Raw genomic sequence first — 16,419 nt, forward strand, 5'->3', positions numbered from 1 at the left:
TGAAATTGAAAAATCAAGAATTCCAAACTCTTACTCTCTGCGACTCTGCGCATCTGCGTGAGATAAATTTATCTCGTTTCCAGTTTCCGACTAGGGATGCCACTATAGAGCCTCTGCCTCTTATTTATCTGATTTAATAGAAGGCAGTAGCCCTCAAGAATTCATTCCCATACTCTGTATGGGAACGAGAGAGGGAGAGGTCAGAGAAAGGTCTTACTTTTTCCCTAATTCCTTGCCAAACAAAGACCGATACATCAACCGATAAATATCTGTATTATCCACCGTTCCATTTAACAGCCCAGCATTAAAACCATGCGCTTTCGCTATTATTCCTCCAGCATTATCACCAAAACCAGACCATGATATAGCAAAGGGAAAACGTCTACCCTGTTTATCAGGTGCAGAAATAAAAGGTAACGTACTTGTTCCTTCTTTCCCATCCCAAGGTGCGCCATTTTTACCTTTTTCTGGTAATGGTTTATTAAAAGGAAAATCTTTTTCTGTTGCTCCCACCAATTCTAACCCACCAGCATCACTATCAGCCGCAGTTACTAATAAAGTATTCGGGTTTTTCTCAATAAATTTCATTGCCACACCAACAGCATCATCAGCACGTTTTAAGGCAGTGAGACAACCAATGGCATTATTATAATTACCGAAATTATCGCTGCCTTCTTCCTCTAAAACAATCAAGAAATTTTTACCCTTTTGCGATAAAATCTTTAACGTTACATCCAACTGTTCCCCTACCGTCGGTGCAGTAGCAACATATAACGGTAAATTACGTTGTTTCAAGTTTTCTTCTGTTTCATCATTGTAGGTATCATCAGCCGCAAAAATTCCCAACACCTTTTTAGTATTTGTTGGTAACTTCAATAATTCATCACGAGTGTAAACAACGGTGTAACCTTTCTTTTTCGCTATTTCTACTAAATTTAACCCATCAGTTCTTTGACTTTGGGATGCGGTAGAATGTCTTCCCGCTACTCCTTTGGGAAGATACCACATTTCCCCACCACCTAAAATTACATCTGCACCAGATTCTACTATTTGTTTAGTAATATCTGCAAAATTGCGACGACTGGAAGATTTTGCTAAAAATGCACCTGTTCCCGGTTCATGAATCATCCCAGAATTAATAATAGCCGTTCCTTTGCCCGCTTTTATGGCTTCTTCCATAATTGTTTGTGGTTTTCCAGAAAGCGCCACCACTGGTTTACCGTTTTCATCCAACCCAAAAGAGTCAGCATTTACCTTTACCCCAGTAGCATGAGTTACCGCCCCACCATTGGAAGTTCCAGATAATTGATTTTTCATGTGTCCCAGGTAAACAGCCAAATTTGACATTTGATCCCAATTTAATCTGCCATCTGGTCCAGTGTAGAGTATTCTAGTTGCGCCCCAGTGCGCTGCACTCGTACCATCTGGATGGATAAAGATTACATTACCTTGGCTAGAGGTATTATTGGCTAAGATATGTGGTGTATAACTGAGGACAGATATCACAGCCAAAAGTAAGAAACCAATAACTTTTTGATTCAATCGTCGTAACATTGCTTTACATTTAAACTATAGGTACAATCAAACGTAAGAAGTCAAAAATCTTAAGGGCGAAGCATTCGGGCAACCAATTATCAATTTTCTGACCAGGCTATTTTCCTTTAAGGGCGAAGCATTCGGGCAACAAATTATCAATTTTCTGACCAGGCTATTTTCCTTTAAGGGCGAAGCATTCGGGCAACAAATTATCAATTTTCTGACCAGGCTATTTTCCGAATGCTTCGCCCCTACTTAGCCCGTACAGGTCTTTTGACAATACATACTTTAATCGGTAATTGTTAAGAAATGGTAATTAAGCTGTTGGACATTTAACTTGCATACTATCTAAAATTAAAACTCTTGTGGGGTGGGCATCCTGCCCGCCCTGGTTATGCAAATTAAAGGTTTATCAGCGGACAAACAAAAACCTATACAGTAAAATTAGTATGCAGACAATTGAAAAAAAGTCAAGTAAAAAAACCTGGGCAAAAGCCATATCCCAACCTGCAAAAGAATTTCCCCCCACTCAATTACCAATAATTGCGGGTAAAATTCCTGAAGGGTTGCGTGGTACACTTTACCGCAATGGTGCAGCAAGATTACAACGGGGGGGTGTATCCGTAGGACATTGGTTTGATGGAGATGGGGCTATTTTAGCAGTTTATTTTACCGATGCAGGTGCTACGGGAATTTATCGCTATGTGCAGACTGCTGGTTATCAAGAAGAAACCACTGCGGGTAAATACCTATATGGTAATTATGGCATGACTGCACCTGGTCCGATTTGGAATCAATGGCAAAAACCAGTGAAAAACGCTGCAAATACTTCGGTTTTGGCATTACCGGAGCAACTTTTAGCACTTTGGGAAGGTGATAACCCCTATGCTTTAGATTTAGAAACTTTAGAAACCAAAGGTTTAAATAATTTAGGTGGTTTAACTAAAGGACAACCTTATTCTGCTCATCCTAAAGTTGACTATCAAACGGGAGAAATATTTAATTTTGGCATGACTCCTGGACTTAATGCCATATTGCATATTTATAAAAGTGATTTTACTGGTAGAATTATTCAACAAGCAAAGTTTACGTTAGCAGGTTTTCCGATCATCCATGATTTTGTTTTAGCAGGACAATATTTAATATTTTTTGCTCCGGCGGTACGGTTAAATATTTGGCCTGTTTTATTTGGGGTGAGTAGCTACAGTGATTCTTTAACGTGGCAACCAGAAAAGGGAAATCAGATTATAGTTATTGATAGAGAAAATTTATCTTTAGTCAGTCGGGGAGAAACAGAACCTTGGTTTCAGTGGCATTTTAGTAATGGATATGTTGATGATAGTGGTACTGTAATTGTTGATTTTGCTAAATATGATGATTTTCAAACTAACGAATATTTGCGAGAAGTAGCGACAGGAGAAACTCACACCTTTGCTAAAACTTCCTTGACACGGGTAAAACTAAATCCGCAAACTGGCAAAGTACAAGAAATTGCAACTTTATTAAATAGAACTTGTGAATTTCCTAATGTTCCAGTTAAAAATGTCGGTAATTTCTCTCGTTATAGCTATATGTCTATTTTTCGGGAAGGAACAGATACAGAAGGTGAGATATTAAATAGTATTGCTCGTTTTGATCATGAAAATGGAAATTTAACAGAAGCAAACTTAGGTGAAAATTTTTATCCCTCTGAACCTCTTTATATTGAAGATACTCAAAACTCTCAGCAAAGTTGGGTGTTGACAGTGGTTTATGATGGTAATAGTGATAGTAGCGAAGTTTGGATATTTGATGGCGATCGCCTCAATGAAGAACCTGTTTGTCAACTTGGTTTACCCAGCGTTATCCCCCATAGTTTCCACGGTACTTGGAAACCTGGTGACTGGTGACTGGTGACTGGTGACTGGGGAAGAAATATTTACCTCCTGCCTTCTGCCTCCTGCCCTCTGCCTCCTGCCTCCTTGAACTCCTGAAAATTCAATGTTTCAACTACAACACACCCAAAACACAAAACCAGGATGGTCTTTGGATGAACGAGATCCAAAGTTCATCGAAAATATCATGCCTATATTGGGCATTTTATACAACTACTATTTTCGCGTCCAAACCAGTGGCTGGGAAAATATTCCAGAGGGAAAAGTTCTGTTTGTCGGTTCTCACAATGGCGGTTTGGCATCCCCGGATACATCCATGATGCTGTACGACTGGTTACGTCGCTTTGGTACACAAAGACCTATTTACGGTTTGATGCACCCCAAAGTTTGGGAAGTTTTTCCCCCAGCAGCGGAAATGGCGATGAAAGGTGGTGCTATTATGGCACATCCAAAAATGGCTTATGCTGCTTTTAAGGCTGGTGCGAGTGTGTTAGTTTATCCTGGTGGTGCGGAAGATGTGTTTCGACCCCATCAAATGCGGGATAAAATCTATTTTGCAGAACGTCGCGGTTTTATTAAGTTAGCACTGCGGGAAAATGTACCCATTGTTCCCGCTATTTCCTGGGGGGCGCATGATACCCTGATAGTTTTGGCTGATTTGTATAAAATTATGCAGCAATTCCATCAATGGGGAATGCCTTGGTTGTTTGATGTTGATCCGTTGGTATTTCCTGTTTATTTAGGTTTACCTTGGGGTTTAGCAGTAGGACCATTGCCGAATATTCCTTTGCCAGCGCGTATTCATACCAGAGTTTGTCCACCTATTGTATTTGAACGCTATGGAAAAGAAGCAGCAAGCGATCGCAAATATGTGAATGAATGCTATGAATTAGTCAGAAGCAAAATGCAGGAAGAACTAGATAATTTAATCAAAGAAGCAAATAAATAAGGAGTCGGGAGTCAGGAGTCAGAAGATAAATATTTCTTCCCCAGTCACCAGTCACCAGTCACCAGTTACCAGTCACCCTATAGGATAATTTCCAGGGTTAACAGCATGAATAAACTCACTACCAGAATGTGGTCTACCTCTTTTATAGGCTGCTTCTTCTGGTTTTCCCCAACCCATCTGTAAAATTAATTCCAAAAAATTCGCATTTTCCCACTTTAAAAAACTTGCCCATTCTGTCCTTTGGGCTATTCTTTCTACATCTAAAGTATTAATTTTTTCGTGTTGTCTACCATTACTCAAACTTAAATATAAATCCATATCTGTTGTAACTTGATCCCAAAATTCCAACATAGAATTTTTCGCAGCTTTCAATATTTCCAAATCAGTATTTAACGCTATTAACTGCGCGTCAACCTCTGGATAATGGAAAGTTTTACCCTTCACAGTCAAATCTTTCCAAACAATTCCAGAAACTTGATTTTCGCGTTGATATTCATGAATAGAAGCTTTAAAATCTTGATAGGCAGTGAATTTTTGTAGCCCTTCCGTTGGGATAAACTGGTCTATAACTGGATTACCTGAAACCGTCACATCCAACTTTAGGCGTTCTCCTTTCAAGCAAGCTTGCCGTTCTGCTGCTAAAATTTGAATGAGTTCCAGCGTAGTATAAACTTTGTTCATTAGTTATTGGTTATTAGTTATTGGTCATTAATTATTAGTCATTAGTAATTTAACTATTATGTCTTGGTAAAAATAAAAATGCAGTATCAGAACCAACTAAAAATTCAAATCTGAATATAAAACAAGTATATCGAAATTTTTACAGAGTAGTTTTGAGACGACTTTTGATATTAGCCTGAGAATTAATTCTCAGACCGTGGTACAATTACAAAATGTCTAGAGTTTACTGGCTCAACTCACTGCTATACTCATTAAATGAACGCTGTTTGAACTCAATAGACTGATCACGAGGTAACAAATTAAATACCTCCCTAAATTTATCATCTATTTCTTCAAAAGGTACTTGACCTTTTTTATTCAAAACAACTTTTCCCGACTGATCAAAAAGAACAACCTGCGGTACAACACCAGAATAATAATATCCTGGTTCTGTGGGTTCATAACTGTCCTTGAGAGGAATAGTATCAACACTTACAGGAATAATTTCCGCAGCACGTCCATAAAATGCTTGAGTCTGGGAAATATACACCGCATACTGTTTACAATCGCTGCTATCATCCACATAAAAAGCCAGCATTGCGGGTTTATGTTCTGCTAAAGTCTGTCCTAAGGTTAGTTTGGAAGGAACGAGAGAACCATTACCCGCAAAAACCACGAAAATATTACCTTCGTATCTGTCATCCTTCATACCTGCAAAAGCTGGTTGTATACCTACAATAAATAGGCAAAGCAGCAATAATAGGCATTTTGACAGCAACCGTCGCCAGTTAGCAGTTATGTTAGTTTGTAAAAAAAGCCAATTTATGCTACTCATCAACAAAAACCTTACTTAACACTTTTGCCTAGATTTATCCTAGATATATAATTACATCTGAGTGCTATTTTTTCACCATAACTTTTAGTAGTATTAACTTTAGCAACAATTGAAAATTCTAAACTACACAAAAAAATCACTCTTAAACCCTCTTAACTTTGCGTTCTTTGCGTACTTTGCGGTTCGTTATAAAGCTGAATACTGCTAACTAACTACTGATAGCTATAAATGACTGGTATTTTTTACCAATATTAGCTAAACTGACAAAATTAATTTTGTAAATAAAGACATTACTTAACAACTGCTGTGGGAAAGAAAATACAACTTATAGATAGAGTCAAACTGGGTTTAGCAGTATCCATTGCTAAAAGTGTGACATTTTTAGTACGTTCTTTACGTCTTGGTGCTGCTAGTGTATTACCAGGTTCTATTGCGCGACGCATCGAACCCAGACTTTTACAATTATTGAGTCAACAAGTTAAAAACGGTGTAATTTTAATTGCAGGTACAAACGGAAAAACCACAACCGCCCTGTTATTATGCACAATTTTAGAACGCACAGGTTACAAAATTGCCCATAATTCTACGGGTGCAAATTTAGAGAATGGTTTAGCGACTGCTTTAATAGAAAATTCCAGTTTATTAGGTGCTTTAAATGTTGACTATGCAATTTTAGAAGTTGATGAAAATATCGTTCCCAAGGTTTTAAAACCTTTACAACCAAAAATTATTATCTGTTTAAATTTATTCCGGGATCAACTTGATAGATATGGAGAAGTTGACATTATCAGTAAAAAATGGACACAGGTAATTTCAACCTTACCAGAAGAAACTGTAGTTATTCCCAATGCTGATGATCCAACTTTATCTTATTTGGGTCAACAGTTAAATCAAAAAGTGCTATTTTTTGGATTAAATGAACCAGAGAATTATTTAGAATCAATTCCTCATGCAGTAGATTCTATTTATTGTCCCAGATGTGGACATTCTTTAGATTATCAAGGGGTTTATTTATCCCATTTAGGAGATTTCACCTGTCCTAGTTGTGGGTTTAGTAAGAGTCAACCCAGTTTAGAAAGTAGTGAATGGTCACAAATTCTCGTAGGTTTATACAATAAATATAATACTTTAGCTGCTGCTACTGCTGCAAAAAAATTAGGAGTTGAGGAAACCAAAATTAGAGAAACAATTAATAATTTTCAAGCAGCTTTTGGACGTGCAGAAGATTTGGTAATAGATGGTAAAAAAGTGAGGATTTTGTTATCTAAAAACCCTGTAGGAACAAATGAAACTATTAGGGTAGTTACTCAAAGTACAGATAAAACTACATTAATGGTTTTGAACGATCGCACACCTGACGGAACAGATGTATCTTGGATCTGGGATGTGGATACAGAAAAATTAGTAGAAAGAGGTGGAACATTGATAGTGAGTGGCGATCGCGTGTATGATATGGCGTTAAGATTACGTTATAGCGAGAAATCTATTGACAGTAAAATTAACTTAATTGTTGAATCAGATTTAAAGAAAGCTATCACCATTGCTTTAGAACATACACCGAAAAATGAAACTTTGCACATTCTTCCTACCTATTCAGCAATGTTAGAAGTGCGGGAAGTTTTGACTGGGAGGAAAATACTTTAACAATTGATAATTGACAATTGACAATTGAAGGTTTACATCAAATAAAATAGATCCCCAACTTATTGAATAAAGTCGGGGATCTAAATAAATTTACACTAAATAACTGGTATTTGGCACAATTTGAAAGAAAGCATATTCATACCAAGCAGTCCAAATAAAACTTCTAATCCAACGTTGATATTTTTCAGGAGATAATTCATAATTAAACTCTCCCTCAGAAATATCAATAGAAGATAAATGAGAATTACAACCGCAACCGTGATGATAGGTAAAACCGTATTTTGAAGCAATACTTTGTACCTTCATTTGCACTGCAAAAACTTTACCTGAATGTAAAATTGCATCCCAAGAACGTTTATGTTCAATATCTCGTTTGTCAAATCTTAAAGCGCGTTCTTCAAATACATAATCTCGGTAAATTGGTGCTAAATGCACATGATAAAAACTCGCAGGTAAATCATATCCAAACTCATTAAAAAGGTCAATTCCAATTAAAGCAACCTTCACTTCATTGCTGTATTCTAAACCTTTTGATTTCACATCTGCTAAAATTTGTTGAAAATCTGGATATTGATCCTTTAAAAAATCATTTCCGTAAAATTCCAAAGTTTCATAAGCTAACTTTCCAAACAATTGAGAAAACGCAGATTTAAAACTAGCTAATTCTGGACGTTCATGAAATAAATCAACATCTCCTTGTTCTAGTTTATATTGAAATAACTGCGCCATTTTTACATAAACATCTGGATTTTTAAAACCTATATTTGCTTTTCTAGCAGCGATATTTTGCCAAATAGGAGGTAGTTGAGAAACAGAAACCGCATTTTCACCAGCAATTACAGTTAAATTGGGAGTTTCAATTAGTTTCATGGATGATTTACCTTTGAGGAGAATTAACAAGATAAGTAAGTATTCAGCTATAGTAACTGTTGATATCCAGATCCCCGACTACTGCGATCAATTCACAATTTATTGACAAGATTATAAAAGAAATCGGGGATCTTATCACTCTATTCCTGAATACTTACCAAGATGATTTGTGATTATGGTGACAAAATGCTCAAAAAAACTGTTACGTAAAATACTAAATAAACCCAAATAGAAATTATGACAGGGTGTAAAACCATGAAAAAGCAAGATTGTAAATTAAAGTAACTACCGAATAGGAATTTTTACCCAATCGTGTAATATTTATGTTATAATCATTTAGATTTAGAACTATAATATTATTAATCACAATAGAAGCTACATAAAAAAAGCAAAGGAGTAAAAAATGACCACTAAACTCATTGCCAAAGTCACCTCAGAAGGAAAACTAGAAATTCCCCCAGAAATATTACAGCAGTTGCAACCTGAATCAGAGTATGAAATAACTGTAACAGAAAGGTCTATTATTCTAGAAAAAAAATCTAACTCAACAGTTGATTTAGATAAATTTCTGGAAGAACTAGACCAATTAGAACCAGATCCAGAACAACCGACTTTAGAAGAAATTAGTGAAATTGTAAAAGAAGTTAGACAAGAATTATGGGGTAAGAAATGAGAGTTGTTCTTGATGTTAATGTTTGGATATCAGCTTTACTGTGGGGAGGTGTACCATCTGGTATTTTACATCTTTCTCGACAGAAACAGTTAACTATTTTTGTCTCTCAATCCTTATTAGAAGAATTAGAGAATACTGTAAAACGTCCTAAATTCCAAATTCAAATAAAAAAGCAAAATCGTACAATTGAATATTTAATGTCAATAACTCAAGGGTTTTGTGAAAAATGTCCTAATATTTCCCTAGATATAGATATATCCCAACTAAGAGATATGAAAGACTATCATATCTTAGCTGCTGCTGTATCTGCTCAAGCTGAAGTTTTAATTACAGGTGATCAAGACTTATTAGTATTGAATAAATTTGCAGAAATATTAATTATGACACCTGCGGATTTTCTAAATACTTATTTCACATCTTCATGAATAAGAAAAATCAAACTTAATTCCTCTGCGTCCTCTGCGTCTGGATCGGTTCGTTCCTATCATACCCTATAAACACCAAACAAATTATCTAAAAAATATTGAAAACTCCCAAAAATGAGTTAACATAAAACGCAAAATAAACATAACTGTAAAACAATGGAAATAATAATTGGTTGGTTATATCCCAAATTAATGAGTACCTACGGAGACAGAGGAAACGTCATTACCATAGAAAAACGCGCTCAGTGGCGGGGATATGATGTTAAAGTATTACCATTAGATCAAAATGCCACCGCAGATGATATAAAATCAGTAGATATAATTGTTGGTGGAGGAGCGCAAGATCGTCAGCAAGAAATAGTCATGCGTGACTTACAAGGTGCAAAAGCTGACGCAATGCGAGATCAAATTGAAAACGGTACACCAGGAGTTTTCACCTGTGGTTCTCCCCAACTTTTAGGACATTATTACGAACCTGGTTTTGGACAAAGAATAGAAGGTTTAGGAATATTAGACTTAGTTTCCATTCATCCAGGAGAAAATACTAAACGTTGTATAGGTAACTTAGTTATAGAAGTTACCGCTTCCCGACTCGCGCAAGAACTAGAAGCAATGATAGGGACAAAACCTTATTTAGTCGGGTTTGAAAACCACGGAGGAAGAACAAAATTAGGGAAAGTAGAAGCTTTAGGAAAAGTAGTTTATGGTTTAGGTAATAATGGAGAAGATGGTACAGAAGGAGCGTTTTATAAAAATGCGATCGCTACCTATTCACATGGTCCTTTATTACCAAAAAATCCCTTTGTTGCAGACTGGTTAATTCAAACAGCGTTAAAATTAAAATATCAACAAGAAATTAAACTGACACCTTTAAATGATACCTTAGCAATCCAAGGTAGAGAAGCAATGTTTCACCGTTTAAAAGTGAACTTACCAAGTGTTACTAAGATTCAAGTTTAATATCATTTCCGTTAGATCACAAATGACTCCTGACTCCTGTACGGGCGAAGCATTCGGGCGATAAATTATCAATTTTATGAAAAGGTTATTTTCCGAATGCTTCGCCCCTACGACTCCTGACTACTGATTACTATTTTGACTTTGAATTTGTAAAAAAGGACGTACAATCAAATAACCCGCACTAAACCCACCAATCATAATAAACACAATAGTAAAAAATAACCACCAACCATTCAACCCCCTAGACTCAGACTCTAGGGGTAAATAATAATGTACTTCTTGTTCTTCTATATACATGGGTTCTGATACCGGAAAATTCATATCCATCACAGGTACAGAAACAACCTCACGACGGACTTTTTTCGGTGGTTTGGAAGTTGGTTGACGTGGGGGAGGTGCTGTTTTTACTGTCTTCTTTTTAGGAACTTTACCTTCAGTATTTTTACGAACTTTATCTTGAGCTTTAGGCGTATTTATTACAGTTACATTAGGTCTAGGTGCAGCTTGATTATTTGGTCTATTATTTGGTCTATTATTTTGTGTATTATTTTGTGTATTGTTTACATAAGCATGATTTTGAGGAGTAGAGTGAGAAATTGGCGTACTAGGTTGAGTTTGAGAACTTGGTGCATGAGAACTTGGTGCATGAGAACTTGGTGCATGAGAACTTGGTGCATGAGAACTTGGTGCAGAAGAGTCAATTAACTTTTGCAGTTCTAAACAAGACTGAACAAGTTTGTTAATTTCTTGACGTAGTTGCTGATTTTCCTGAGATAATTTTTGATTGTGGTTAGTGACTACATCTAACTTAGCTTGTACTGCTTGTAACTCTGCAACTAATTCCCGGTATACCGAAACAGGTACAGACGGGGAATATCTGGGAGTCGGTGGTTTAGTATGAACATTAGGGGTAGTTGCTCTCATCTGCATATTGGTATAAAAATTAGGTTTTTAGATTAACAAAATATACTATCAGAGTAAAGTTATCCCGGAGAGGAAGTTTCAACCAATTTTTAACGTTTTTCCAACAACGGGAAAAAATGTCCCACAGGTCCACTTCCCTTCCCAATATCCAAAGAATAAGTAAGTGCAGTTGTCACATATTCCTTAGCTTCTTGTACCGCATTCCATAAATCTTTACCCAAAGCTAAATTAGCAGTAATCGCAGCAGATAAAGTACAACCAGTACCATGAGTATTTTTCGTTTCTACCTGTTTCGTCCTCAAAACTTCCAACCTTTCCCCATCAAACCAAACATCCACCCCTCTCAACTCTCCAGACATTCCCCCACCTTTGACTAAAACCGCTTTTGTACCTAAATTTTTATGTATAATTTCGGCAGCAGTTTGCATATCCTCCAAAGAAACAATTTCCAACCCGCTTAAAATCTGCGCTTCATAACGATTTGGTGTAATAATAGCCGCTTGGGGAATCAATTCATCACGTAAAGTTTTCACCGCATCATCATCAATCAACTGCGCTCCTGTCCGTGATACCATCACAGGATCTACCACCAAATTATTAATTTGTAAAGTTCTGACTTCCTGCGCTACAGTTGAAATAATTTCTTGATTTAGCAACATTCCTGTTTTTGCAGCTTGCACACCAATATCTTCAACTACCGCCCGAATTTGTGCTATAACAGCCTCTGAAGGCATGGCATCAACCCGGATCACATCTAGAGTATTTTGGGCTGTAATACAAGTAATAGCACTTGTACCGTGAACACAGTGAAAAGCAAAAGTTCTTAAATCTGTTTGAATACCCGCACCACCACCACTATCCGAACCAGCTATAGTTAAAGCTACAGGTATAAATTTTTGATTTGTTTTTTTATTGGTAGTCATTAACATTAACTCTCAATTTTAACAACATTAGACATCTCCGTAAATTACATAAGCATAACCTGAAACCCTTGGTAGGGACAATTCATGAATTGTCCCTACATCTTTTTCGGACAAGTCTATTAACAATATAAAAATTTACTCATTTGCAGAATGTAAATTTCCCAGAAATCCCTGCAAAAATTTAGCCCATTCTGCTGCTAAAGGAATTTCTGTAAAGGGAACTCGTACTGATTTAGCAGATTCAGAAAATACAAATTCTAACTCAATCACACGACCTTTTAAGGGAGGATTTTCCATTTCCACTTGTTTATCATTTACCAACAAGCTGATTTTTTCAACATCTAATAAACTAAAAGTTTGCAGTTGAATAGGTCCTTTAGTAGTAGGTTTTCCCCAAGTGATATCATTACCTTTTTGAGCGAGTACAGCATAAATATCATACTTAGCCCGTTCAAACTGTTCTGCCCAAATTTTATAAGCTTCTAGTTTCTGATATTCCTGGGAACCTTGCCAGGCTAACCAGAAAAATGCGCCTAACAAAGGCAACCATAAAAGACCACGTTCCATAATTCGTAATTGGTAATTAGTAATTCGTAATTTTTTCTAGATTTTTTCTAGTCTCCACTGTCCCAAAAATACCACTATATGAGTTATCGTAGTGTGCAAACTGACAAAAAGCGATGAGTTGATATGAGAAGACTTATATTATTGTGCTTGTTTGTCATCGGCTTGGTTGCTGCCGTATTCGGATACCTGAATTTTCAGGGATTGGCAACCAAAGGTGAATTTGAGACAATATTACTGGATTTTCGGGAAGATTTACCAGCAACAGTCATAAAGCAAGACTTACAAGCGATCGCTCAACAATATAACGTTACACCCCAACTGGATAACCAATTTTCAGAGGCTGATAATGTGTATATTATCAAAGGCGATCGCCAACGGTTAAAAGACCTGAGAAAATCAGCTTATGCCCAAAACACAGAATTTATCGAGCCTAACTATATTTATCAAGCAGTTCCCATTGGTGAAACAGCCTGGTTAGGAGACTTTCTCCGTCCTCAAGATGGCGATGAAGAACCAAGCACCTCCTTAACAGGTCCCAACGACCAATATTACAGCAAACAATGGAATTTGCACAAAATTGGCGTAGAAGGTGCATGGACACGCACCAAAGGCAGCGGTGTAACAGTTGCAGTCATTGACACAGGTATCACCAAAGTCCGGGACTTGTATGAAACCAAAATAGTCAAAGGTTACGACTTTGTAAACGACACCGAAACCGCCCAAGACGACAACGGACATGGAACTCATGTAGCCGGTACAGTCGCCCAAGCCACCAACAATAAATATGGTGTAGCTGGAGTTGCCTACGAAGCAAGTCTCATGCCCTTAAAAGTATTAGGTGCTGATGGTGGTGGAACAGTAGCCGACATTGCCGAAGCCATCAAATTTGCCGCCAACAACGGCGCAGATGTCATTAACATGAGCTTAGGTGGTGGTGGCGAAAGCCAGTTAATGAAAGAAGCCATTGAATACGCCTACAGAAAAGGTGTGGTAATCGTTGCCGCCGCAGGTAACGAAAGCACCGACGGTTCTAGTTATCCCGCCCGTTATCCTCACGTCATTGGTGTTTCCGCCTTTGGACCCGACGGGGAAAAAGCAGACTATTCTAACTTTGGTGCAGGAGTAGACATTTCCGCCCCTGGTGGCAGTGATGCAGGTGCAATACTCCAAGAAACCATCAACGAAAACGGCGAAGGCGTATTTTTAGGACTGCAAGGTACAAGTATGGCCGCCCCCCACGTCGCAGGGGTAGCAGCATTAGTCAAAGCAGCCGGAGTTACAGACCCAGAGGAAATTTTAAAAGTCCTCAAACAGTCAGCTAGAGTCATACCAGAGGACGCATTAAACTATTATGGCGCTGGACAACTTAACGCCGAAGCCGCAGTTAAACTTGCTAGTGAAGGACAAATTAGCTTTAACGACTTTTTCCGGTGGTTAAGGGATAACGGCTACATCAACCCCGGCTTTTGGATAGATGGTGGCGTTGTTGCCCTAGTACCGAAAATTTTAATGGTAGTAGGTTCTTATCTCCTCGCTTGGTTTTTACGGGTTTACTTCCCCTTCTCCTGGAGTTGGTCCTTATCCAGTGGTTTAATATTTGGTAGTTCTGGTTTATTCTTCCTCAGAGGAATTTATATCTTTGACCTTCCCCAGTGGCCATTCCGGGTTTTAGGTAGTTCTATTCCCGAACTAGGCAACAGTATACAAGGAACAGGTGCTTTAAATCCCCTCTTTGCCAGTGTATTAATTCCCATGCTTTTAATAGCATTGCTATTAGGACATCCCAACTGGAAATGGTTTGCCATAGGTTCTAGCCTTGGTGTAGCAGCCTGTTTAATAGTCAGTGCCATTTATGACCCCGCAGTTTGGGGTCTAGGAGATGGTACATTAGCCCGCATTTTCTTACTTGTCAATGCCCTACTGTGCTACGGACTAGCCCGTTTAGCATTGAAAAACGACGAACAACCAGCTTAGGAAGAGGTGACAGGTGACAGGTGACAGGTGACAGTGAAGAAAAACTTTCTATGATTTCTGACTTCTGACTCCTTGATCTCCTGACTCCTTGATCTCCTGACTCCTTGATCTCCTGACTCCTTGATCTCCTGACTCCTATGATCACAATTACAGGCAAAATAGAACGCCGAAATATTGGTCTCGGCGCTTGGGCTTTTGTTACAGATGATGGTGTTACTTACGAAATTCCTAAAAGTGCTGACAAAAATTTGCTCAAGTCAGGTCAAAAAGTTTCAATTACAGGAAAAATACGCGATGACATCATGACCACCGCTATGATTGGTTCTGTTTTACAGGTAGAATCTTTTGAAATAATTAATTCTGACTAGCTGCTGTGTCCAAAACCGCCTGAAGACGACTTCTAAACTCGCCTTTGGGATGTCCACCTTTGACTTCACCAACTATTTGAAATTCACCTTCGGGAGAATTGCATATAATATAGGTAGGCCATCCCATCTCCGATTTATCAGGATACTGGGTGAGGAGAATTTTCCGATATTTACGATAAGTTGCCGTATCCTGCATTTTCACATCAATAAATTGCAAACCTAGTTCCTCTGACACCTTTTTGTCATAAAAAGACATTTTGTGGCAGATGCCGCAATCTTCAGAAGAGAACTTAATCACTGCTAAACTCATTGGTCTCTGGGATTTTCTTAATGTTATAGCCGTGGACAGAGTGGTTAGGACATCAATTTATCATGAAAGAGGGCAACCACCGGGGGTTTGCCCTTACTGAATCTTGCTACAAGTACAACTTAATGAGATTTTAGAATACAGTATGAATCAGGTTTTTCGTCAAGCTTGGTTATTTTGGGCAAAACTTGTCCCATTTGATGTTTGAAGAAAATCAGTACAACTGTTCCCTGTTCCCTGTTCCCTGTTCACTGCCTCTACCGATCATGTTGGCAATCAAACCGGATTGCTCTTATGTCATAAAATGTTAACAGATATCTAGAAAATCACACAGGCATGAATTATATAAAAATTATTAAGATTCCTATTATATATCGCTATAATCATTCTGAACTTGGGCTGAAGCTGAAAATAAAATCACAGGAATTACAAAATTAGGCTTGGCATTTGGCAGCAAACAGGAGTAAACTGGAAGCCAACACTGAGTAGACAAAAGAAGAGAAAAGCACTTGTGGCGGCCAACTCGCTTTTGTCTACAAAAAACCCCCAATCGGTGTTAACCAACTAGGGGCGATTAGTTATCAGGGTGCATCTACCAATTTAATGTTCCCAGGTACAGAACCATCGTCCGGATAAATTTGTTCCTGGAAGTTTGTTTTTATTTTTGAATAAAAAACCCCCAGTGGTGTTAGCCAACTAGGGGAGATTATTTATCAGGGTGCATCTACTAATTTGGTTCTTCTTGGTTTTCACACCACCCTCCGGAACAATTGAAGTGCATCATTATTATTGTTTATAAATTCTGGTTTGATGGGTTGTGAAACCAATAAAAAACCCCCAATTGATGTTAGCCAACCAGGGGAAATTAGTTATCAGGGTGCATCTACTAATTTGTATCTTCTTGGTTTTCATGTCAGACTCCGGAAAATT

Annotated in this window: 16 protein-coding genes; 8 read left to right on the forward strand and 8 right to left on the reverse strand. The window is 37.8% G+C overall.

All coding sequences use genetic code 11. From position 1 onward, the window contains the following. Positions 1–213: 213 nt before the first annotated feature. A complete protein-coding gene (locus H6F47_RS10070; RefSeq protein ID WP_190648993.1) occupies positions 214–1,554 on the reverse strand; it encodes an alkaline phosphatase in 1,341 nt (446 codons plus the stop codon). Between the two features lie 431 nt (positions 1,555–1,985). On the opposite strand from H6F47_RS10070, the gene H6F47_RS10075 reads away from it, so the two are divergent. Together H6F47_RS10075 and H6F47_RS10080 are read left to right on the forward strand one after the other, a co-directional pair. Continuing rightward, the gene (locus tag H6F47_RS10075) at positions 1,986–3,425 is read left to right on the forward strand and encodes a carotenoid oxygenase family protein (RefSeq protein ID WP_190648996.1); all 1,440 of its coding nucleotides are present in this window, start codon (positions 1,986–1,988) and stop codon (positions 3,423–3,425) included. Positions 3,426–3,516: 91 nt separating this feature from the next. Next, positions 3,517–4,359 carry a lysophospholipid acyltransferase family protein gene (locus H6F47_RS10080; RefSeq protein WP_096571827.1) on the forward strand — a complete coding sequence of 281 codons (843 nt, stop codon included), beginning with the start codon at positions 3,517–3,519 and terminating at the stop codon, positions 4,357–4,359. Between the two features lie 72 nt (positions 4,360–4,431). Here H6F47_RS10080 and H6F47_RS10085 read toward each other — a convergent pair whose 3' ends face one another. Both H6F47_RS10085 and H6F47_RS10090 read right to left on the reverse strand, forming a co-directional pair. Then, a complete protein-coding gene (locus H6F47_RS10085; RefSeq protein WP_137666097.1) occupies positions 4,432–5,040 on the reverse strand; it encodes a hypothetical protein in 609 nt (202 codons plus the stop codon). Positions 5,041–5,263: 223 nt separating this feature from the next. Beyond that, complete coding sequence (locus H6F47_RS10090) at positions 5,264–5,854, reverse strand: thylakoid membrane photosystem I accumulation factor (RefSeq protein WP_190648999.1); 591 nt, start codon at positions 5,852–5,854, stop codon at positions 5,264–5,266. Between the two features lie 306 nt (positions 5,855–6,160). Between H6F47_RS10090 and H6F47_RS10095 the strand changes: the two genes are divergently transcribed. Next, on the forward strand, positions 6,161–7,498 hold the full coding sequence (locus tag H6F47_RS10095; RefSeq protein ID WP_190649003.1) for a MurT ligase domain-containing protein: 1,338 nt from the start codon (positions 6,161–6,163) through the stop codon (positions 7,496–7,498). 90 nt (positions 7,499–7,588) lie between these two features. Here the strand turns inward: H6F47_RS10095 and H6F47_RS10100 are convergent, their stop codons facing one another. Further along, positions 7,589–8,368, reverse strand: coding sequence for a hypothetical protein (locus H6F47_RS10100; RefSeq protein WP_190649006.1), 780 nt, complete (start codon positions 8,366–8,368; stop codon positions 7,589–7,591). A gap of 403 nt (positions 8,369–8,771) precedes the next feature. Between H6F47_RS10100 and H6F47_RS10105 the strand changes: the two genes are divergently transcribed. The 3 genes from H6F47_RS10105 to H6F47_RS10115 all read left to right on the forward strand — a co-directional run bounded on the left by H6F47_RS10105 (position 8,772) and on the right by H6F47_RS10115 (position 10,426). Beyond that, a complete protein-coding gene (locus H6F47_RS10105) occupies positions 8,772–9,041 on the forward strand; it encodes a hypothetical protein (protein WP_190649009.1) in 270 nt (89 codons plus the stop codon). After that, on the forward strand, positions 9,038–9,466 hold the full coding sequence (locus tag H6F47_RS10110; protein WP_190649012.1) for a putative toxin-antitoxin system toxin component, PIN family: 429 nt from the start codon (positions 9,038–9,040) through the stop codon (positions 9,464–9,466). The genes H6F47_RS10105 and H6F47_RS10110 overlap by 4 nt, the downstream gene beginning before the upstream one ends. A gap of 156 nt (positions 9,467–9,622) precedes the next feature. Next, a complete protein-coding gene (locus tag H6F47_RS10115) occupies positions 9,623–10,426 on the forward strand; it encodes a type 1 glutamine amidotransferase (protein ID WP_187040140.1) in 804 nt (267 codons plus the stop codon). 120 nt (positions 10,427–10,546) lie between these two features. Here H6F47_RS10115 and H6F47_RS10120 read toward each other — a convergent pair whose 3' ends face one another. The 3 genes from H6F47_RS10120 to H6F47_RS10130 form a co-directional block, all read right to left on the reverse strand. Continuing rightward, positions 10,547–11,350, reverse strand: coding sequence for a hypothetical protein (locus H6F47_RS10120; RefSeq protein WP_190649016.1), 804 nt, complete (start codon positions 11,348–11,350; stop codon positions 10,547–10,549). Positions 11,351–11,439: 89 nt separating this feature from the next. After that, entirely contained in the window at positions 11,440–12,273 is an 834-nt protein-coding gene (gene thiD, locus H6F47_RS10125; RefSeq protein ID WP_096571836.1) for a bifunctional hydroxymethylpyrimidine kinase/phosphomethylpyrimidine kinase, read from the reverse strand. A gap of 135 nt (positions 12,274–12,408) precedes the next feature. Further along, positions 12,409–12,840, reverse strand: a complete 432-nt coding sequence (locus H6F47_RS10130; protein WP_096571837.1) for a hypothetical protein — start codon at positions 12,838–12,840, stop codon at positions 12,409–12,411. A 123-nt stretch (positions 12,841–12,963) separates the two neighbouring features. Between H6F47_RS10130 and H6F47_RS10135 the strand changes: the two genes are divergently transcribed. Together H6F47_RS10135 and H6F47_RS10140 are read left to right on the forward strand one after the other, a co-directional pair. After that, positions 12,964–14,814 carry a S8 family peptidase gene (locus tag H6F47_RS10135; RefSeq protein WP_190346757.1) on the forward strand — a complete coding sequence of 617 codons (1,851 nt, stop codon included), beginning with the start codon at positions 12,964–12,966 and terminating at the stop codon, positions 14,812–14,814. Between the two features lie 137 nt (positions 14,815–14,951). Continuing rightward, a complete protein-coding gene (locus H6F47_RS10140; RefSeq protein WP_096571839.1) occupies positions 14,952–15,182 on the forward strand; it encodes a hypothetical protein in 231 nt (76 codons plus the stop codon). On the opposite strand, the gene H6F47_RS10145 is transcribed toward H6F47_RS10140, so the two are convergent. Next, the gene (locus tag H6F47_RS10145; protein ID WP_096571840.1) at positions 15,169–15,492 is read right to left on the reverse strand and encodes a thioredoxin family protein; all 324 of its coding nucleotides are present in this window, start codon (positions 15,490–15,492) and stop codon (positions 15,169–15,171) included. The two genes, H6F47_RS10140 and H6F47_RS10145, sit on opposite strands and share 14 nt — an antisense overlap. Positions 15,493–16,419: the final 927 nt, after the last annotated feature.

The sequence above is a fragment of the Sphaerospermopsis sp. FACHB-1094 genome, assembly GCF_014696195.1.
In the GTDB taxonomy this organism is placed as follows: Bacteria; Cyanobacteriota; Cyanobacteriia; order Cyanobacteriales; family Nostocaceae; genus Sphaerospermopsis; species Sphaerospermopsis kisseleviana.